Origin of the sequence: Microbacterium sp. F51-2R, from assembly GCF_052180235.1 — a bacterium.
GTDB lineage: Bacteria > Actinomycetota > Actinomycetes > Actinomycetales > Microbacteriaceae > Microbacterium.
In genome coordinates, this window is the sequence record NZ_CP197470.1 from 2,766,914 (window position 1) to 2,786,181 (window position 19,268).

The window sequence follows — 19,268 nt, forward strand, 5'->3', positions numbered from 1 at the left end:
GACCCACCCGAAATGCCGGGAAACCGGCCCGACCCGGCCCGGATCTCCGGAGTTATGCGCGGCCCGGACACCCGGCAAGTCTGTGAACCGAGGCCGCGGCATCCCTCCCGCCGCAGCTCAGGGCACGCTCCCGCCCCGACCGCCGCGGCTCCCGGGCCTCGCGTTCCCCGACGCCCGCGCCGAGTTGCCAGTTGATGTGGCAATTCGGCGTCGAGTTGCGCGAACGAATGGCAAGTGGGTGACGGATGCCGCGGCATCCGTCGGCCATAGCGAGGCGCCGGCCTCGGCGCCCGTTGCCCGTCGCGAGACGGCGCTCTCGGCATCGGCACGCCCGAGCGACCCCGAATGACCCCGAATGGCCCACGTGAAGGGCAAGTCAGCGCGGAATGCGTTCACAACTCCGGAGAAACCGGCGGCGACCCACCCGAATGGCCGGGAAACCAGCCCACCCCGCCCGAAACTCCGGAGTTATGGGCGGCCGTGATCAGACACCCCGCCACCCCGAGCCCCGCCACCCCGAGCCCCGCCACCCCGAACCCCGCCCCACCTGAACCCCGCCACCCCGAGCCCCGCCACACCCGAGCCCCGCCACCCCGAGCCCCGCCACCCCTGAACCGCGCCACCCCGAGCCCCGCCACACCTGAGCCCCGCCACCCCGAGCCCCGCCACACCTGAACCGCGCCACCCCGAGCCCCGACACACCCCAGCCCCGCCAACCCCGATCCCAGCCGATCGCGAGCGAGGACACGCGGCGCGCACGCCCGCGGATCGGCCCTAGCCTGGAACCCATGCCGACCCGAGCCCGCCGCGTCTAGATGGTCGAGCTCACCCCGCTCATGTGGAGCGTCCTCGCGCTCGGCGCGCTGGTCGTCGGCCTGTCGAAGACGGCTCTGCCCGGCGGCGGCACGCTCGCCGTCGCGCTGTTCGCGGCGGTCCTCCCTGCGCGCACGTCGACCGCGACGCTCCTCGTCCTGCTCATCGTCGGCGACGCACTGGCGTTGCTGATGTACCGCCGGCACGCCGACTGGAAGACCCTCGCGCGGCTGGCCCCCGCCGTCGTCGCGGGGCTCATCGTGGGGGCGGTGTTCCTCGCGCTCGCGAACGACGACTGGGTGCGCCGGACGATCGGCGTCATCCTCCTCGTCGTCGTGGCGGTGACCTTCTGGCTGCGGCGGCGCACGGCCGGGTCATCCGCCCTCGGCCAGGGCGGCCGCGCCGCGTCGATCGGCTACGGCACGCTCGGCGGCTTCACCACGATGGTCGCCAACGCCGGCGGACCCGTCATGTCGATGTACTTCCTCGCCTCGCGCTTCGAGGTCAAGGCCTTCCTCGGGACGGCGGCCTGGTTCTTCGCGATCGTCAACATCGCCAAGCTCCCCTTCGCGGTCGGCCTCGGGCTGCTCGATGCGCACACGCTTCTCATCGACCTCGTGCTCGTGCCGGCGGTCCTCCTCGGCGGACTCGCGGGGCGCCTCCTCGCCGATCGCATGAATCAGGCCGTGTTCGAGCGCGTCGTCTACGCCCTCACGATCGTCGCGGCGGTCTACCTGCTGTTCTGACGGCTCACGTCCGCGAGTCGAGACCGCAAGGCCGCCCCGCCCCTGCGCCGCTCACCCCATCCGCACGGTGTCGCGCGGGCTCCGGCCGTATGCCTCCCGGTAGTACTTGGCGAATTTCGAGGGTCCGGCGAAGCCCCAGCGGCGGGCGATGTCGGCGACGGATGCCGAGGCATCCGCCTTCAGATCGGCATGCGCCCCGTCGAGCCGTACCCCGCGCAGATACTCCGTCGGGGTCACATCGAGCGCGCGCTTGAAGGCGTACTGCAGCCCGCGCGTCGAGATGCTGACCGCCGCGGCGATGTCGTCGACGGTGATCGGCTCGCGCGCGTGCTGCTCGATGTAGGCGATCGCCCGGCGGACGGTGCGAGGCGCCGCGCCCCGCTGCGCCGTGCGGTCGAGGGCGTCGAGGAAGGTCGTCGGGAACGCGGCGAGCGTCGTGCGCAGCGCATGCCGGCGCAGCTCCGCCTCCAGGAGCGGGTCGGACTCGCCCGTCGCGGCCAGCGACAGCAGCGACGACATGACGTGGTGGTAGGTGCGCTCCCAGTGCTCGGCGAGCGCAGGGGTGCGGGGCGAGGCATCCGTCATCTTGAGGATGAGGCGATCGTCCCCGCTCGCGGTGCGGGCGTACTGCTGCGCGTACTCGCGCGGGAAGACGAACGCGCGCACCTGCGCGCGGCCGTTCCAGCGCGCGGACGTGGGCCCGTCGATTGCGAGCCACGGAAGGCGGGCGTTGAGCTCCCGCCCCGGGGTGCGCACCCACCCGTCGCGCACGGCGACGCGGCACGCCATCATCTCGTCGGTCGGCTCGATCGCCGACTGCACGGATGCCGCGAGCTCGTACTTGACGACCGAGAAATCGTCGAGGGCGACCGACGTCCACTGGAACTCGAACGTGCGGGGATCGACCTGATGAAGCTTCGCCGACGGCACGAACTGCCGCCACGTCTCTTCGACCGCCTGACCGTCACGCGACTCGAGCGCAAGCACCTGACTCAAGGAGGGCTCCTACCCTTCGCAAACCGCACGCCCGGGCGAGGAGGCGTTCATCTCTCGCTCCATTCTCGTGCACCCGTGCGCCGATTGCGTACGTTGTACTCCCACCTAGCGGAGGTACGCATCGACGAAGAGCGGACCCCGGATGTCGCGAAAGGCGTCGATGAGCCGGTCGAGTCCTCGCGGGCCCATCGTGGAGACCTGGACGTCATACGGGCCGAGCGCCTCGAGCTTGCCGGTGCGCACGCGCACGACCTCCCACCCGGCCGCGCGCAGCAGCCGGTCTTTGCGCTGATCGGAGTCCTGGCGGTCGCCGACGTGCTCCAGGCCGAACCGGCCCGTGCTGTCATACTCGACGGCGATCCGCAGTTCGGGCAGGAGGATGTCGGGCCAGACCTCGACGTGCCCGAAGAAGGGCCTCGCGACCCGCACGGCGGTGAAGCCGGGCGTCACGCCGAGCCGCGCGAACAGGTCGGTGCGCAGTCGCGCCTCGACCGCCGAGGCGGGCTTGGGCGCGCACTGGCTGACGAAGGGCTCGCCGACCGGGATCGGGGGGGTCTTGTCGCACACCGGCTTGGCGGGCTTGCGCGGCTTCGGGCGGGCCTGCCCGGCGGGGCGCACAGGCGCGGGCTTCGCGAGCGTCAGGCAGTCGGGGCACCACGCCGACCGGCGACGCTGCGCTCCCGGCCGCGATCGCTGCTCGGCCGGCGTCGCGACGAACTTGTGCCCGGCCTCGCACTGCCAGAGCAGCAGCACGTCGGCCGCTGGCGGGATCTGGGTGAGGGTGATGCCCGCGTTGAGGTCGGGGTGGTACTGCCGGATGAGCATGGGATACGGCGCCCATGCCTCGCGATACGTGCCGATCGGGTACGGCACGTCGACGCCGCGCGAGAACTGCCGCCTCGCCCACCACGCCTCGACCCGCTCCGCCATGCACGGCACGGTACCCCGGACCACCCACATCGCCGGCCGGTGCTGCACACTCGACAGTGCAAGCCGACGAAGGAGTCACCGTGACGCCCGCCCCCCATGACCCAGACCTCCGCTCCGCGAGCGACCTGCTCGGCCTCGACGACGAGTTCACCGAGTCCGAGCTCGCGGTGCGAGAGACCGTCCGCGCGTTCGTGGGCCGCCGCATCCGTCCGCACATCGCGGAGTGGTTCGACACCGCGACCTTCCCGCTCGACCTCGTGCCCGAGCTCGCGGACCTCGGCCTGCTCGGAATGCATCTCGAGGGCTACGGCTGTGCCGGCCGGTCGGCCGTCGAGTACGGGCTCGCCATGCAGGAGCTCGAGGCCGGGGATTCCGGCATCCGCACCTTCGTCTCGGTGCAGGGCTCGCTCGCGATGACGGCGATCCACCGCCACGGGTCGCCGGAGCAGCGGGAGGAGTGGCTCCCCCGGATGGCGCGCGGAGAGGCGATCGGATGCTTCGGCCTCACCGAGCCGACGGCGGGATCCGACCCCGCGAGCATGGCCACGACGGCGCGCCTCGAGGGCGGCGAGTGGGTGCTCGACGGCGCCAAGCGGTGGATCGGCCTGGCGTCGATCGCCGACGTCGCGATCATCTGGGCGCGCACCGACGAGGGTGTGCGCGGCTTCGTCGTGCCGACCGCGACCCCGGGCTTCACGGCGACTCCCATCGGCCAGAAGCTCTCGATGCGCGCGTCGATCCAGTGCGACCTCGACCTCGTCGACGTGCGCCTGCCCGAGACCGCCGTGCTGCCGGGTGCGACCGGGCTCGGCGGCGCGTTCTCGTGCCTCAACGAGGCGCGCTACGGCATCGCGTGGGGCGCCGTCGGCGCGGCCCGCGACTGCTTCGACGAGACCCTGGCGTACGCCCTCGGCCGGATGCAGTTCGGCCGCCCGCTCGCGGGGTTCCAGCTGACGCAGCAGAAGCTCGCGAACTGGGCGCTGGAGATCCAGAAGGCGCAGCTTCTCGCCCTGCACGTGGGGCGGCGGAAGGATGCCGGACGCCTCGAGCCGCACATGATCTCGGCGGCGAAGCTCAACAACACGCGCATCGCGATCGAGATCGCGCGCGAGGCGCGCGCCGTGCTCGGCGGCAACGGCATCACGCTCGACCACTCGCCCCTCCGGCACGCCAACAACCTGGAGTCGGTGCGCACCTACGAGGGCACCGACGAGGTCCACACGCTCGTGCTCGGGCAGCACATCACGGGCATTCCGGCTTTCCGCGGGTAGCCCGTGCGCGCCCGCGCGCAGCGGCGCGCGGCCACCCCGCCACACCGAGCTCTCGACCGCTGAGCGCGCGCCGATGCGCCGGGCTGAGGCATCCTGAATGAAACGTCACCGATCCGGCAGGAGAACCGCATGAGATTCGCACGACTGGGCCCGATCGGCGCCGAGATCCCCGTGGTGTGGGAGGGTGACCGCGCGTTCGACCTCCGCGCGGTCGCGACCGACGTCGACGGGGCGTTCCTGGCGGCCGATCCCGTCGCGGTCACGCAGCGCGCCCTGGCAGCGGGCGAGCTTCCGGAGGTGACGGATGCCGCGTCCCGCCGCGTCGGCGCCCCGATCGCGCGCCCGTCCGCCGTGTACTGCATCGGCATGAACTACGCCGCGCACGCGGCGGAGTCCGGCTCAGCCCCGCCCGAGAACATGGTGATGTTCATGAAGTCGCCCAACACGGTCGTCGGCCCCGACGACGACGTCGCGATCCCGCGCGGGAGCGTCAAGACCGACTGGGAGGTCGAACTCGCGGTCGTCATCGGGGCGCGCGCCTCGTACCTCGACTCGGTCGCGGACGCCCGTGCCCACGTCGCGGGATATGCGGTCGCGAACGACCTCTCGGAGCGCGACTGGCAGCTGAGCATCTCGGGCGGGCAGTGGTCGAAGGGCAAGTCGGCCCCCGGCTTCTGCCCGCTCGGCCCGTGGCTCGCGACACCCGACGAGATCGATGCCGACGACGTGCGCCTGCAGAGCCGCGTCAACGGCGAGCCCCGGCAGGACTCGCGCACGTCCGACCTCATCTTCGGCATCGACCGGATCGTCTTCGAGCTGAGCCGTCACCTCGTGCTCGAGCCGGGCGACGTCATTCTCACCGGCACCCCCGAGGGCGTCGCGCTCTCGGGCCGGTTCCCGTACCTTGCGGCCGGCGACGTCGTCGAGCTCGAGATCGACGGACTCGGCCGTCAGCACCAGAACGTCGTCGCGGGCTGAGCCGCGGCGGGAGGGAGACGAATGTCCGCACCACTGGAGGAGCTCGTCGCCGTCGTGACCGGCGGCGCCTCGGGACTCGGTGCCGCGATCGCGCGCCGTCTGCAGGAGGACGGCGCGCGCGTCGCGGTCTTCGACGTGAATCCGGATGCCGCGTCCCACGCCGACCTCGCGCTCGCCGTCGACGTGACCGACGACGCCTCGGTCGTCGCGGGGGTCGAAGCCGTGATCGAGACGTTCGGGCGCCTCGACATCCTCGTCAACAATGCGGGGGTCGGCGCGCAGGGCGATGTCGCCGCGAACTCCGACCAGGAGTGGCACCGCGTCTTCGACATCAACGTCGTCGGCATGGCGCGCGTGAGCCGGGCCGCGCTCCCGCACCTGCGGCGTTCGCCGGCCGCGGCGATCTGCAACACGTCGTCGATCGCGGCGACGGCGGGCCTGCCGCAGCGGGCCCTCTACAGCGCGACGAAGGGCGCCGTGCTCTCGCTCACCCTCGCGATGGCCGCCGATCACCTGCGCGAGGGGATCCGCGTGAACGCCGTCAATCCGGGCACGGCCGACACCCCGTGGGTCGCGCGGCTCCTGGACTCGGCGCCCGACCCGGGCGCCGAGCGCGCGGCGCTCGAGGCGCGTCAGCCGCACGGGCGCCTCGTCTCGGCGGAGGAGGTCGCCGACGCCGTCGCCTACCTCGTGAGTCCTCGTGCCGGATCGACGGCCGGAGTCGCGCTCGCCGTCGACGGCGGCATGCAGGGCTTGCGGCTTCGCCCGCCGACCTCCTGAGGGCCCCGGAGCCGCCCGCCACAACGCGGGAGATCGCCACAACGTCGGAGCGACACGCCGTGTCAGGCTCCGACGAAGTGGCGATCTCCGACCTTGGGGCGGGGCATCCGGGCCCTGGGCCGCCCCCGGGCACCGGGCGCCGGGTCGGCCACCGGGCGCCGGGTCGGGCACCGGGCGCCGGGTCGGGCACCGGGCGCCGGGCGGGCACGCGGACGGGGTCTACTCCTCGAGCGGGCCGAGCTCCGGTCCCGCGACGAAGCGCACGACGGCGGGATGGGCACCGTCGAGCTCGATGACGACGACCTCGTTCGTGCCGTCGCGCGTCACCGGATGCGGCACGAAGAGCGTCTGCTGCGGGCCGTTGCTCCAGTAGCGGCCGAGCAGGAATCCGTTCACGAACGCGAAGCCCTTGCCGAGGCCCGTCGTGTCGAAGAACAGGTCGGATGCCGCGTCGAGCTCGAACGCGCCGCGCGCGACGCGAGGCCCCCACGCGAGCGTTGTGCCCGCCGACGCCAGCTCGGCGAGGTCGATCGGCGTGGCCGTCCAGCCCTCGACGGGCACGCCGCCGTAGCGGGGAGCCTCGATGAGACCCTTCTCCTCGCCGAGGCGGTGCTCGTAGTTGACGCGCCCCTGCTCCTCCACGAGCAGCGCGAGGTGCGCCCCGGGCGGGACGAGGAGCGTGCGCTCGCCGCGCGTGCGCGACAGCGTTCCGACGCGGCGCCCGTCGACCGCGACCCACGCGTGGTCGCGCAGCTCATCGACTTCGAGCATCGTCGGCTCGCCGTCGTGCGACGCGCCGGCTGGGAGCTCGGCTTCATACAGCACGAGCGCCCCGAGGTGATCGAGCGCCTCGAACGACGGAGGGGACGGATGCCGCGTCCCGCCCTGCCGCATCCCCTCGCCGGAGACGGGCTCGAGGTCGACCTCGAACGCGGGCGCGGGGGCGGCCGGCGCGGGGGTCTCGGCCGGCACTTCGGCATACCGCGCGATGACCTCGCGGAACGCGTGGAACTTGGCCGTCGGGTTGCCCGCCTCGTCGAGCGGGGCGTCGTAGTCGTACGACGTCGTGATCGGCAGATAACGGCCCTTGTGGTTCGCCCCGTTGGTGAGCCCGAAGTTGGTGCCGCCGTGGAACATGTAGAGGTTGACGGATGCCCCGCTGGCAAGAAGCGCATCGAGCTCGGCGGCCGCGTCATCCGTCCCTGTCGTGTGGTGCAGCCCTCCCCACCAGTCGAACCAGCCGTCCCAGAACTCCGAGCACATGAGCGGACCGGTGGGCTGGTGCTCGCGGAGCGTCGCGAGGCGCTCGGTCGCGCGCGAGCCGAACGAGCCGGTGCGGTGCAGCTCGTCGAGGCTGCCGTCTCGCAGCATGTCGGGCTCGGGCTGGTCGACGGTCGTGAGGGGGACCGTGATGCCGGCGTCGCGCGTGACGCGGACGAGCTCGGCGAGGTAGTCGGCGTCGTCGCCGTAGGCGCCGTACTCGTTCTCGATCTGGACGAGGATCACGTTGCCGCCGCGGTCGATCTGGCGGGGCACGACGATCTCGTAGACGCGCTCGAGGTAGCGCGTGACCTCGGCGATGTACCGGGGCTCGGAGCGGCGCAGGCCGATGCCCGGCATGCCCGTGAGCCACACCGGAAGGCCGCCGTTGTGCCATTCGGCGCAGATGTAGGGGCCGGGGCGCACGATGGCGTGCAGTCCCTCGGCGGCGACGAGGTCGAGGAAGCGGCCGAGGTCGTTCCAGCCGGTCGCGTTCCACTGACCGCGGCGCGGTTCGTGGGCGTTCCAGGCGACGTAGGTCTCGATCGCGTTGAGGCCCATGAGCTTGGCCTTGCGGATGCGGTCGGCCCACTGGTCGGGGTGGACGCGGAAGTAGTGCAGCGCGCCCGCGATGATGCGGTGCGGCTGGTCGTCGAGGAGGAAGTCATCGTCGCCGATGCGGAAGGTGGGCACTGGGCTCTCCTTGCGGAAGGGGCGGCCGGCGTGAGACCGACCGCCCCTCTGCGTTTGTCGTGTGGTTACTTGTTGACCGTGAAGCCCTGCGCGTTGCCGTACTCGACGAGCGCGTCCTGCCAGGTGGTCAGACCCTCGTTCAGGTCGGAGTGGTTCTCGTAGGCCTGTCCGACGGTGTCGCCGAAGATGCTGTTGCCGTAGACCTGGAAGGGCAGGTACTGCCAGCCGGGAACGACCGAGTCGGCCGCGGCGGCGAGCACCTCGTTGATCTTCTGGCCGCCGAAGTACTCCGGCTCGGCGCTGAGGAACTCGTCGGAGCCGAGCTGCGAGGTCGTCGACGGGAACCCGCCGCTCTCGAGGAAGATCGAGATGCTGTCGTCGCTGTTGTTGAGCCACCAGAGGAACCCGGCTGCGAGGGCGGGGTTGGCGCTCTGCTTGGTCACGGCCTGCCCGCCGCCGCCGTTCTCGGCCGATGCGGGCTTGCCGTCGTACGTGGGCATGGGGGCGACGCGCCAGTTGCCGGCGCCGTCAGGAGCGCCGGACTCGAGGTTGCCGGGCATCCACGCCCCGGTCGCGAGCGTCGCGATGGTGCCGTTGCCGAGCGCCTGGAACCACTCGTCGCTCCACGCCGAGATGGGCGCGACGAGCTGGTTCTCGACGAGCGTGTTCCACGTGTCGGCCCACTTCTTCGACCCCTCGTCCTGCAGGTCGATCGTGACGTCGGTGCCGTCGGTCTGGAACGGCTGGCCACCGGCCTGCCAGATCATGCTCGTCGTGAAGCCCGCGTCGCCGAGGTCGGCGGTGATGTACTTCGACGGGTCGGCGGCGTGCAGGGTCTGCGCGGCGGCGACGTACTCGTCCCACGTCGTGGGCACGGCGATGCCGAACTGGTCGAACACGGCCTTGTTGTAGAAGAGGGCCATGGGGCCCGAGTCCTGGGGGAGGCCGTAGATCGCGTCGCCGGAGGTGACCGACCCCCACGTGGAGGCGGTGTAGTCGCCCTCGAAGTCGCCGAAGCCGTAGCCCGAGAGGTCGAGGAGCGAATCGGTCAGCGTGAACTGGGGGAAGGCGTAGTACTCGATCTGCACGACGTCCGGGGCGCCCGAGCCGGCCTTGATGGCGTTCTGAAGCTTGGTGTACTCGTCGTTGCCCGTGCCGGCGTTGACGACCTTGACCTTGACGTTGGGGTAGGCCTTCTCGAAGGCGGCTGCCTGCTCCTCGGCCTGCGGCGTCCACGACCAGTACGTGATCTCGCCGCCCTTCTCGAGCGCGGCCTCGACGGCGCCGAAGCCGTCCTTCGGAGCGTCCGAAGAGCCGCTCGAGCTCGAGCCCGCGCAGCCGGCGAGGGCGATTCCGGCGATCGCCGTCATCGCCGCGACGACGGCGAAGCGGCGTGCGTGTGCACTGTGCGTCATTGCTGTGTCCCTTTCAGGTGAACAGGACCGCGCGTTCCGCGGCCCCACCGGGTTGTCGTTCGTCAGGGTGCAGTCCCCGGCTACTGCTTGACGCTTCCCGCGCTCAGCCCCGACTGCCAGAACCGCTGCAGCAGGAGGAACGCGACGATGATGGGGATGATCGTGAGGAGCGACCCCATGATCACGAGGTTGTAGATCGGCTGCGATCCGGCGCCGATCGACTGCGCCGCCCACTGGTTGAGTCCCACCGTGAGCGGGTACCAGGCCGGGTCGCTCAGCATGATGAGCGGCAGGAAGTAGTTGTTCCAGGTCGCCACGACCGCGAACAGCAGCACCGTGACGATGCCGGGGACGAGGAGCCGGATCGAGATCGTGAAGAACGTGCGGAACTCGCCGGCCCCGTCCATGCGGGCAGCTTCGAGCAGCTCAGTGGGCACGGCATCCTCCGTGTAGACCCAGATGAGGTAGAGCCCGAACGGCGTCACGAGCGAGGGGATGATGACGGCCCACGGGGTGTTCGTCAGTCCGAGTTCGCTGAACAGGAGGAAGGTCGGCACCGCGAGCGCCGTGCCCGGCACGGCGATCGCGCCGAGGACGATCGCGAAGACCGCCCGGCGACCGGGGAAGCGGTACTTCGCGAGGCCGTAGCCGGCGAGGGTCGCAAGCAGCGTCGCGCCGCCCGCCCCGACGACGACGTACAGCAGCGTGTTGCCGAACCAGCGGAGGAAGATCCCGTCGCGGTAGGTCAGGGTGTCGACGAGGTTCTGCCACAGTGCGAAGTCCGGGCCGAACCACAGCCCGAAGCTCGAGAAGAGCCCGCCCTGCGTCTTGGTCGAGTTGATCACGAGCCACACCAGCGGCACGAGCGTGTAAAGGGCGTAGAGCACCATCACGACCAGCAGCACCTTCGAGCTGCGCGGACGGAGGGGATTCGTCCGCGCGAGCGCGGGCCGGCGCGCCGGCTTCGAGGCATCCCGAGCAGGTCGACGGGTGTCTTGCGTGGGGACGGTCGCAGTCATCAGCGCACCTCCGCTCGAGAGCCGCGCAACTGCACGACGTAGGCGATGACCGCCGTGATGACGCCCATGATGATGGCGACGGTGGCGGCGTAGTTGAACTGCTGACCGGAGAACGACAGGTAGTACGCGTACATGTTGGGCGTGTAGTACGTCGTGATGACGTTCGGGGCGAGCGGGCGCAGGATGTTCGGCTCGTTGAAGAGCTGGAAGCTGCCGATGATCGAGAAGATCGTCGCGATGACGATCGCGCCGCGCAGCGACGGGATCTTGATCGAGAAGACCGTGCGCCACGCCCCCGCACCGTCGATCGACGCGGCCTCATACAGCTCACCCGGGATCGTCTTGAGCGCCGAGTAGAAGATGAGCATGTTGTAGCCCACGAACTCCCACGTCACGATGTTGCCGATCGCGACGAGCATCCACTGCTTGGCGAAGGGCGTCACCAGCTCGACCCCGAGGAAGTCGTTGACGTTCGCGGTGAGACCGAACTGGTCGCCGTAGATGTACCCCCACATCAGCACCGCGACGACGGCGGGAACGGCATAAGGCAGGAACAGCACGATCCGGAAGAAGGATGCCCCGCGCAGGCGTGCGCTGTCGATCGCGAGTGCCGCGCCGAGGGCGAGGGCGAGCATGATCGGCACCTGCACGAGGAGGAACACGAGCACCCGGCCGAACGCCTCCCAGAACTGAGGGTCGGTGATCGCCTGGGCGTAGTTGTCCAGCCCCACGAAAGCCGTGCCACCCACGAGCTGATCGCGGAACAGGCTCAGGTACAGCGCATAGGCCAGCGGCGCGAGGAACACGAGCGCGAAGACGATCATGAACGGCCCGACGAACCACCAGCCGCGCCAATCCGTCGAAGGACGGCGCAGCGTGGGGCTGCTCGCCAGTGCGGGGGGCGCCACTGTTGTCGTCATCGACGGCCTCTTCTGGAAGTACTCGGGGGAGGGCGAAAATTGTTTACGCAAACATTTGCACGAAGATCGCTACGATGTCAACGTAAACAATGGAGGTCACGATGGCCGCATCGCCGGCGCGCGCAGACGCTCCCGCTCCTCGCCGTGAGCCGTCGATCCTCGATGTCGCGCGAGAGGCCGGAGTCTCGGCCCAGACCGTCTCGCGCGTCGCGACGGGTAAAGACGTGGTGCGCGCCGCGACCCGCGAACGCGTCGTCGATGCGATGCGCCGGCTCGGATATCGGCCGAACGGCGCCGCCCGCGCCCTCAAGGCCGGCCGCTACCGCAGCATCGGCGTGATCATGTTCTCGCTCTCGACGTACGGCAACATGCGCACGCTCGAGGCCATCGCCGCCGAGGCGACCGCTGCCGGATACTCGCTCACGCTCATCCCGCTCGACGCCGCGACCCAGGGGAGCGTCTCGGGCGCCTTCGCCCGGCTGAGCGAAGAGTCCGTCGACGGCATCGTCATCATCATCGAGGCCCATCGCCTCAACGAGTCCGAGCTCGTGCTCCCCTCGGGGATGCCCGTCGTCGTCCTCGACTCCAGCGCCGAGTACGACCTCCCCGTGATCGACACCGACCAGGCGCAGGGCGCCCGCCTGGCCACCGAGCACCTCCTCGATCTCGGGCACCGCACCGTGTGGCACGTCGCCGGACCCGACGAATCCTTCTCGGCGCAGCGCCGCCACGACTCGTGGGAGAAGACGCTCCGCGCGCACGGCGCGCCCGTGCCGGAGCCGATCGTGGGCGATTGGTCGGCCGAATCCGGCCGCGCGGCGGGCGAGCTCATCTCGCGGATCCCCGAAGCGACGGCGGTCTTCGCCGCGAACGACCAGATGGCACTCGGCGTCATGCACGCACTCCACGCCGCGGGTCGGTCGGTTCCCGGAGACGTGAGCGTCGTCGGCTTCGACGACATGCCCGAGGCGGCGACCTTCTGGCCCGCGCTCACGACGATCCGCCAGCACTTCGACCGCGTCGGCGCCGCCGCGCTGCAGGCGCTCGTCGCCTCCATCGAGGGCTCGCCAGCCGACCGGTCCGACCTCGTCGCGACGGAGCTCATCGTGCGCGCAAGCTCCGGCCCGCCCCCGGCGTGAGCCTTGCCTCTCGAGTTGCCAGTCGTTGTGGCAACTCGGCGTCGCGTTGCGCGAAGTTGTGGCAATTCGGCGTGCTCCGGGGCGAAGGCTCGGCGCGCACGCTGGGCGTGGCGCGGGCGGGCGAGGGATGAGCGGATGCCTGGGGCCGAGGCATCCGTCCGACGCCTGTCCTTCCACCTGCCCCGCCGCCCGCCACCCGAGGTCCCTCCCCGCCGCACGCGAGTTGCCAGTTGTTGTGGCAACTCGGCGTTGAGTTGCGCGAAGTTGTGGCAACTCGGCGTGGTGTGGGGCAAAACTCGGCGCCGTGCGGAGGCGGGGGAAGGATGAGCGGATGCCGCGGCCGAGGCATCCGTCCGACGCCTGTCCTTCCACCTGCCCCGCCGCCCGCCACCCGAGGTCCCTCCCCGCCGCACGCGAGTTGCCGGTTGTTGTGGCAACTCGGCGTCGAGTTGCGCGAAGTTGTGGCAACTCGGCGCGGTGGGGCGAAAACTCGGCGCCGTGCGGAGGCGGGGGAAGGATGAGCGGATGCCGCGGCCGAGGCATCGGGACGAGGCGGCCGAGGCATCCGGATGCCTGGGACCGAGGCATCCGTCCTGTTCATCTCTTGCGCGGCGTTTCGCCCGCTCGCTATGATCCCCATGTTTGCGCTAACTGTTTACGTAAACAGCAGCTCCGTAAACAGAAGCTCTGCGAACAGGGCCTCCGCAACACGCGAGCTCTGAAAACCGGAGCTTCGGAACCAGAAGCGTCCATCCGGGGGCCGACGTCGGCCCGCCGCCAAGGAATGGAAGACAATGCCGTCACGAAGAGCATTGGCGTCGGCCGCGGTCGCCGCCATGATCGCCGCCTCGATCACGGCCGCAGCCGCCGCCCCCGCGGCGAGTGCAGCCGGCACTCCTGTGCGCATCACGCCGAATCCGGCGTACGCCTCCGAGCCCTTCGAGGGCTGGGGCACGAGCCTGGTCTGGTTCGCCAACGCGACCGGCGGCTACCCCGAGCAGGTGCGCCAGGAGCTGTTCGACAAGGTCTTCGGCGAAGACGGCCTCAACCTCAACATCGCGCGATACAACATCGGCGGCGGCAACGCGTCGGATGTTCCGCCGTATCTGCGTCCGGGCGGCGCGGTCGAGGGATGGTGGAATCCCGACGCCGGCCTGTCCGACGCGCAGGGTCCGATCACGTCGAACTACGCCGACCGCGCGCGGTACAACGCGGCATGGGATGCCGAGAACCCCGCGCACTACAACTGGAACGCCGACGCGACGCAGCGCTGGTGGATCGAGGCGCTGAAAGACAAGGTCACGCACTGGGAGGCCTTCAGCAACTCGCCGCCCTACTTTCTCACGCAGAGCGGCTTCGTCTCGGGCGGCACGAACGCCACGGCCGAGCAGCTCGCCTCGGCCGACATGGACGACTTCTCCTCCTACCTCGTCAACGTCGTCGAGCACCTCGAAGACGAGTACGGCATCCAGTTCGACACCCTCGACCCGTTCAACGAGCCGAACACGAACTACTGGTCGACGCGCCTCGGCACGAACGGCTGGCCGACCTCGGCGAGCCGCCAGGAAGGCGCGCACATCGGCCCCGCGGCGCAGAACGAGATGATCGGCAAGCTCGCCGCGCGTCTGGCCCAGCCGGGGACGACCACCGACGTCAAGATCTCGGCGATGGACGAGACGAACCCGACGATCTTCGCGCAGAACTGGCGCGCGTGGTCGACGGCCTCGAAGTCGAAGGTCGACCAGCTCAACGTGCACACCTACGGCACGGGCGACCGGCTCGTGGCGCGTGACATCGCCAAGAGCTCCGACAAGCCGCTGTGGATGAGCGAGGTCGAGGGCGACTGGGACGGAACGGGCTTCAACCAGGTCAACATCGAGAACGGCCTCGGCATGGCCGGGCGCATCGTCGACGACCTCCGCGAGCTCGAGCCCTCCGCCTGGGTGCTGTGGCAGCCGGTCGAAGACCTCTACAACATGCAGAAGGTCGAGAACCTCAACTGGGGAAGCGTCTACATCGACTTCGACTGCAACGCCGAGGGCAAGTCGCTGCGCCGCATCGCGGCCGGCGAGGCCGACCCGACCTGCAAGGTGCTGACGAACTCGAAGTACAACACGACGCGCAACTTCACGCACTACATCAAGCCGGGCGACAAGATCATCCCGACCGACAACACCCAGACGACCGCTGCGCTCACCGCCGACGGCACCGGCGTCACGCTGGTGCACGTCAACACCGAGGCCGGCGCCCGCGACGTCACGATCGACCTGTCGCAGTTCGGCACGATCGCACCCGGCGCGACGGTCACCCCGGTCGTCACGACGCAGTCGCCTTCGTCCGACCCCGAGGCCAACGCGCTGAAGCAGGGCGCGCCGGTCGCGATCGACGCCGCCACCAAGTCGGCGACCGTGAGCATCCCGGGCAAGTCCGTCACGACGTTCGTCGTGTTGGGGGTCTCGGGCACCTCGGCCGACGCGCCGGTGCTCCGCGACGGCCACACGTATCAGCTCCTCGGCGTCCAGAGCGGCAAGGCCCTTGCGGCCGATCCGGCCTCGCTCGCGATCCGCACCTCGGCCACGACGACCGCGGGCGCGACGACGCAGGCCTGGACGGTCCGCACCCTCGACGGCGCCGGCACCGACCGCCACCGCTTCGTGCTGCAGAACCGTGACGGGCGCCTGCTCGGCACCTCGGGTGGCGGAACGGTGCTCTCGAGCGCGACGGTCGAGGCCGCGGCATCCGATCCCTCCCTGCAGTGGATCGCGTCCACGACCGACGGCAAGACGTACTCGCTGCTGAGCGTGGCGAGCGAGCAGGTGCTCGACGTCAACGGCCAGAGCACGGCCGACGGCGCCTCGGTGGGGCTCTACACCTCGAACGGCGGCGGCAACCAGCGATGGACGCCGGCGGATGTCGCGGTCACGGGCGTCCGCGAGGTGCGTACCGCGACGGCGACCGGCGTGGCGCCGCAGCTGCCCGCGCAGGTGACGCTCGTCTATGCGGGGAACGTCCAGCGCACCGCGTCGGTGACGTGGGACACCTCCGGCATCGACTGGTCCCAGACCGGATCGAAGACCGTGACGGGGTCGGGGACGGATGTCTTCGGCACCTCGTTCCAGGCGACCGCCGAGGTCGAGGTGGGCGCGCTCGCCGGCACGCAGCCGGTGTCGCTCACGACCTACGCGGGCGTCTCGGTCGCGCAGGTCAAGGCCGCCGCCCCGACGACGGTCCCCGCCGAGGCGGGCACGAGCGGCGAGACCGTCGCCGTGCCGGTCGTGTGGGACTGGACAGGAGTGGATGCCGCCAAGCTCGCCTCGACGGGAGTCGTGACGGTGCCCGGCACGGCCACGACGACCGACCCGGCGAACCCGACCGTGCCCGCGAAGCTGTCGATCATCCTGACGACGGCGACGGAGCGCAACGTCGCACCGGCCAGCACGGCGGCGGCGACCTTCACCGAGAGCGCGAGCTACAGCGTCGACCGCACGAAGAACGGGGTGACGAGCGACAAGGGCTGGTCGAACTGGAGGTCGGGCACGAAGAACACGACCGACACGCTGACCTACACCCTCGCGGCGCGCGAGAAGGTGCAGCACGCCAAGGTGTACTTCTACCGCGACGGCACCAACAGCTGGGCGCAGTCGATCACGGTCGAGTACCGCACCGGCACGGGGGCCTGGACGACGGGGCCGACGGTCACCGATGCGACGCCCGCGAGCAGCCCGGCTCCGATCATCGACATCCCGCTGGGAGTCGACGCCGACGCGGTGCGGTTCGTCCTGACGGCCAACCCGGCGACGCACCTGATCGTCTCCGAGGTCGAGATCTACGCCGCCGGACCCTCCGCCTCGGCGGTCGCCGACCTCGCGCGAATCACGACCGACGGCGTGGCGCTGCCCTCCTTCACCTCGGCGCAGACGGCCTACACGGCCGAGTGGGACGGCGGGGCGCTCCCGACCGTCGCGGCCATCGCGGTCGACCGCGACGCGAAGGTCGAGGTCGCGCAGGCGACCGAGGCCGCGCCGACCGCGACCGTCACGGTGACCGCTCCGTCGGGCGCGAGCAAGACCTATACGGTCACGTTCGAGAAGAAGGTCGTGCCGGCGCTCGAGGCGAGCGCCACGGCGACCACGCGCTGCGTCGCCGGCAAGGTGTCGCTCATCGTGACGGTCGGGAACGACGACACGGTCCCGCTCGACGTCGCGATCACGACGCCGTACGGAACGAAGACGGTCTCGGGCCTCGCGGTGGGCAAGAAGACCTCGGCGGCCCTCTCGTCGCGCCTCGCCACGATCCCCGCCGGCTCCGCGCAGGTCGTGGTCTCGGCGACGGTGAACGGTGAGAAGGTCCAGTCCACGCTGCAGGCGGCGTACCCCGCGGGCGGCTGCATCAACTGACACCCCCGAAGACGACGGATGCCGCGGCCCGGACGGGTCGCGGCATCCGTCGTCTTCTGCGGCTCGGCTGGGCTGTGATGCGCGCCGTAATGTCGGAGATCGCCACTTCGCGGGAGGGAATCCGGGCTTTCGGTCCGGAGAACGGGTTATCTCCGACGTTGTGGTGTGCGCGCCGGGTGCCGGAGGGTCGGGGACGGATGCCGCGGGTCAGGCGAGGGGCGCGGGCCCGGGGCGGTGGACGCCCCGCGGGCGGTAGCCGAGGCATTCCGCGACGCCCGCGAGGTCGGCGAGGTACCAGATCGTCGCGAGCCACATCTCGGTTCCCTTCAGGCCCGGGCGCGAGGCTTCGCCGGCGCCATCGGGGCTCGGGGCGCGGAAGCCGAAGCCCTCGCCGTCGACCCAGCGGTCGGGGGCGGCGGCGAGGAGGCGCCGCGCCGTGGCGACGACCTCTTGGCTGCGGTATCCCGTCGCGCGAGTGAGCCAGAGCGGCTGGGCGACGTCGAGCACGTTGCAGGCATCGTGCCGGGCGGGGCGGAACCAGCGGTCGTCGCGCACATGCGCGAGGACCGTGTCGACGACGCGCTCGGGGTGGGCGAGCGGCACGCCGAACTGGGCGAAGGTGCCTCGCGCGGTGCGGTAGAAGCCGTTGACGAGGAGGAGGCGGCTCCCGTCGGCGCCCATCCGTCCCCACATGCCGGTCGCGGGGTCGGCGTGCGTGAGGAGCCAGCCGAAGAGGGTCTCGGAGAGGGCAGGAGGGATGCCGTCGCCCCGCCGCCGCGCCCACAGCAGCGCCGTCCCGACGGCGTCGACCCAGTGGCCGGCGTGCCACGGGTCGGAGGCCCAGGGGAGGCGGTCGAGGAAGGCCGCGAGCTCCTCCGCCGACGTCTGCGTCACGAGGCCGACGGGGTGGTCGAAGCCCTCGCCGAGGAGGTCGAGCGCGTACCCGACCGACAGGACGTGGTAGGCGACATCGGGGTCGTCGCCCGCGGCCGACGCGGCGAGCGCCCCGTCGGGCAGAAGGCGCGCGACGCGTCCGGTGTGCGCGTCCTGCCAGCCTCGCAGGCGCTCGGCCTGCCGGTCGGCCGGCAGCTGGGGCGGAGCCGATCCGAGGAGCAGGTCGGCGAGCTCGATCGCATCGGCCTGCGCGCGGACGGTCGGCGCGGCGCCGGGGCGATCCACGAAGAGCTGCAGGTCATCGCGCCAGGAGCGTTCGAGGATCGCCTCGGCGTGAGCTCGCGCGCGCTCGCCGAGATCCGTGAGCCGCTCGCCGAGGTCGCCTCCTCGGCGCGCCCCCGCATCGCCCGCGGCCGCCTCCGGCGAGCCCGCGGGCGGGATGCGCCAGCGCAGGAGCTTCGCGGGGTTGCCGCCGACGATCGCGCCGGCCGGCACATCCTTCGTCACGACGGCGCCGGCCGCGAGCACGGAGTGGTCGCCGACCGTGACGCCGTCGAGGATCACGACGTGGGAGCCGACCCACACGTCGTCGCCGACGCGGATGCCCTCGGCCGTGAGCGGCTGGCGGAAGACCGGCAGATCCGGGTCGTCCATCGTGTGGTTGAACCCGAGGATCGACGTGTGCGCGCCGATGCGCACTCCGTCACCGAGTCGCACGTCTCCGCGGACCACGGCGTAGGCATTGATGCTGCAGTCGGCTCCGGCGCGCAGCGCCCCCGTGAGGTAGGCCCCCGCGGCGACGTAGGTGCGGTCGTCGAGCTGCAGCTCGTCGTTGTCGACCGAGGCGTGGTTGGAGACGAAGCATCCGTCGCCGAAGGCGTGGCGCGGACGTGCGCCGAGCAGCCGCAGGCGCTCGCGCTGATGGTCGCGGACGGCCGGCTCGGCGCGGGTCCAGAAGTCCCACGGCGAGAACTCGAGGGGGTCGATCACGGGGGTGGAGCCTTTCTGCCGGGGCGG

General features: G+C 71.0%; 13 protein-coding genes. 6 read left to right on the plus strand and 7 right to left on the minus strand.

Translation table 11 applies throughout. The features are described 5' to 3' along the window. Positions 1–815 precede the first annotated feature (815 nt). Entirely contained in the window at positions 816–1,559 is a 744-nt protein-coding gene (locus tag ACSBPH_RS12160; protein ID WP_442574592.1) for a sulfite exporter TauE/SafE family protein, read from the plus strand. 51 nt (positions 1,560–1,610) lie between these two features. Here the strand turns inward: ACSBPH_RS12160 and ACSBPH_RS12165 are convergent, their stop codons facing one another. Together ACSBPH_RS12165 and ACSBPH_RS12170 are read right to left on the minus strand one after the other, a co-directional pair. After that, on the minus strand, positions 1,611–2,546 hold the full coding sequence (locus ACSBPH_RS12165; protein WP_442577303.1) for a helix-turn-helix domain-containing protein: 936 nt from the start codon (positions 2,544–2,546) through the stop codon (positions 1,611–1,613). A gap of 114 nt (positions 2,547–2,660) precedes the next feature. After that, entirely contained in the window at positions 2,661–3,485 is an 825-nt protein-coding gene (locus ACSBPH_RS12170; protein WP_442574593.1) for a zinc-ribbon domain-containing protein, read from the minus strand. Between the two features lie 80 nt (positions 3,486–3,565). Between ACSBPH_RS12170 and ACSBPH_RS12175 the strand changes: the two genes are divergently transcribed. The 3 genes from ACSBPH_RS12175 to ACSBPH_RS12185 all read left to right on the plus strand — a co-directional run bounded on the left by ACSBPH_RS12175 (position 3,566) and on the right by ACSBPH_RS12185 (position 6,514). Next, entirely contained in the window at positions 3,566–4,756 is a 1,191-nt protein-coding gene (locus ACSBPH_RS12175) for an acyl-CoA dehydrogenase family protein (RefSeq protein WP_442574594.1), read from the plus strand. 129 nt (positions 4,757–4,885) lie between these two features. Next, on the plus strand, positions 4,886–5,734 hold the full coding sequence (locus ACSBPH_RS12180) for a fumarylacetoacetate hydrolase family protein (RefSeq protein WP_442574595.1): 849 nt from the start codon (positions 4,886–4,888) through the stop codon (positions 5,732–5,734). A 21-nt stretch (positions 5,735–5,755) separates the two neighbouring features. Then, positions 5,756–6,514, plus strand: a complete 759-nt coding sequence (locus ACSBPH_RS12185) for an SDR family NAD(P)-dependent oxidoreductase (RefSeq protein ID WP_442574596.1) — start codon at positions 5,756–5,758, stop codon at positions 6,512–6,514. A 219-nt stretch (positions 6,515–6,733) separates the two neighbouring features. Here ACSBPH_RS12185 and ACSBPH_RS12190 read toward each other — a convergent pair whose 3' ends face one another. The 4 genes from ACSBPH_RS12190 to ACSBPH_RS12205 form a co-directional block, all read right to left on the minus strand. Then, the gene (locus tag ACSBPH_RS12190; protein ID WP_442574597.1) at positions 6,734–8,467 is read right to left on the minus strand and encodes a glycoside hydrolase family 35 protein; all 1,734 of its coding nucleotides are present in this window, start codon (positions 8,465–8,467) and stop codon (positions 6,734–6,736) included. Positions 8,468–8,532: 65 nt separating this feature from the next. Beyond that, entirely contained in the window at positions 8,533–9,882 is a 1,350-nt protein-coding gene (locus ACSBPH_RS12195) for an ABC transporter substrate-binding protein (protein ID WP_442574598.1), read from the minus strand. A gap of 80 nt (positions 9,883–9,962) precedes the next feature. Then, positions 9,963–10,901, minus strand: a complete 939-nt coding sequence (locus tag ACSBPH_RS12200) for a carbohydrate ABC transporter permease (protein WP_442574599.1) — start codon at positions 10,899–10,901, stop codon at positions 9,963–9,965. Then, positions 10,901–11,821: a carbohydrate ABC transporter permease gene (locus ACSBPH_RS12205; protein ID WP_442574600.1), complete on the minus strand. Its 921-nt coding sequence runs from the start codon at positions 11,819–11,821 to the stop codon at positions 10,901–10,903. Before ACSBPH_RS12205 ends, ACSBPH_RS12200 begins: the two co-directional genes overlap by 1 nt. A gap of 101 nt (positions 11,822–11,922) precedes the next feature. On the opposite strand from ACSBPH_RS12205, the gene ACSBPH_RS12210 reads away from it, so the two are divergent. Further along, positions 11,923–12,960 carry a LacI family DNA-binding transcriptional regulator gene (locus ACSBPH_RS12210; protein ID WP_442574601.1) on the plus strand — a complete coding sequence of 346 codons (1,038 nt, stop codon included), beginning with the start codon at positions 11,923–11,925 and terminating at the stop codon, positions 12,958–12,960. A 794-nt stretch (positions 12,961–13,754) separates the two neighbouring features. Then, entirely contained in the window at positions 13,755–17,357 is a 3,603-nt protein-coding gene (locus ACSBPH_RS12215; protein ID WP_442574602.1) for a glycoside hydrolase, read from the plus strand. Between the two features lie 207 nt (positions 17,358–17,564). On the opposite strand, the gene ACSBPH_RS12220 is transcribed toward ACSBPH_RS12215, so the two are convergent. Next, a complete protein-coding gene (locus tag ACSBPH_RS12220; RefSeq protein ID WP_442574603.1) occupies positions 17,565–19,241 on the minus strand; it encodes an acyltransferase in 1,677 nt (558 codons plus the stop codon). Between the last annotated feature and the right edge of the window lie 27 nt (positions 19,242–19,268).

What these genes read in the sequence shown, in the direction of transcription:
- ACSBPH_RS12170 (WP_442574593.1), bottom strand. Translation starts at nt 3,485, where the DNA reads ATGGCGGAGCGGGTCGAGGCGTGGTGGGCGAGGCGGCAGTTCTCGCGC.
- ACSBPH_RS12185 (WP_442574596.1), top strand. Translation starts at nt 5,756, where the DNA reads ATGTCCGCACCACTGGAGGAGCTCGTCGCCGTCGTGACCGGCGGCGCC.
- ACSBPH_RS12205 (WP_442574600.1), bottom strand. Translation starts at nt 11,821, where the DNA reads ATGACGACAACAGTGGCGCCCCCCGCACTGGCGAGCAGCCCCACGCTG.
- ACSBPH_RS12195 (WP_442574598.1), bottom strand. Translation starts at nt 9,882, where the DNA reads ATGACGCACAGTGCACACGCACGCCGCTTCGCCGTCGTCGCGGCGATG.
- ACSBPH_RS12215 (WP_442574602.1), top strand. Translation starts at nt 13,755, where the DNA reads ATGCCGTCACGAAGAGCATTGGCGTCGGCCGCGGTCGCCGCCATGATC.
- ACSBPH_RS12180 (WP_442574595.1), top strand. Translation starts at nt 4,886, where the DNA reads ATGAGATTCGCACGACTGGGCCCGATCGGCGCCGAGATCCCCGTGGTG.
- ACSBPH_RS12210 (WP_442574601.1), top strand. Translation starts at nt 11,923, where the DNA reads ATGGCCGCATCGCCGGCGCGCGCAGACGCTCCCGCTCCTCGCCGTGAG.
- ACSBPH_RS12160 (WP_442574592.1), top strand. Translation starts at nt 816, where the DNA reads ATGGTCGAGCTCACCCCGCTCATGTGGAGCGTCCTCGCGCTCGGCGCG.
- ACSBPH_RS12200 (WP_442574599.1), bottom strand. Translation starts at nt 10,901, where the DNA reads ATGACTGCGACCGTCCCCACGCAAGACACCCGTCGACCTGCTCGGGAT.